This window comes from Staphylococcus pasteuri (genome assembly GCF_030547725.1).
In the GTDB taxonomy this organism is placed as follows: domain Bacteria; phylum Bacillota; class Bacilli; order Staphylococcales; family Staphylococcaceae; genus Staphylococcus; species Staphylococcus pasteuri.
Genome location: NZ_JAUOQO010000066.1, coordinates 1 through 377 on the forward strand (window position 1 = coordinate 1; position 377 = coordinate 377).

General features: G+C 43.8%; 1 protein-coding gene. It reads left to right on the forward strand.

Translation table 11 applies throughout. The features are described from left to right. Positions 1-47: 47 nt before the first annotated feature. On the forward strand, positions 48-377 hold a 330-nt coding region (locus Q4528_RS12815; RefSeq protein ID WP_303521858.1), incomplete at its 3' end, for a hypothetical protein.

A 377-nucleotide genomic window follows, 5' to 3' on the forward strand; every position in this document is an offset into this window, starting at 1 on the left:
TAGCAATAGCCCTCAAACCAAACACCGCAACTCAATTAATTAACGGTTTGCGTAGTTATCTGGAAACAGAGCCATATATCGAGAGAGGAGAATGCCATGTTTCTAAACAGTATGCTTGGTTATTAGGACCGGCCATACATACGGCGGAAAGATTGATAAAACATCGCAGTTCTGAGTCCCTCAGCACTGATACCTTATCCATACTACTTATGGTACCTGCTTTAAGAGTCTGGCATGGTTCTGATTTCAATGACTACAAAGATAACTTGAGCCAAATAGTTCCAGCATGGCCAGAGCTTAACGATGCTCTTTATTGGACTAGCATCGATCAAGCGAGACAACGCCAAGCCTCAACGTCAACTGAGCCACTGGTCGAT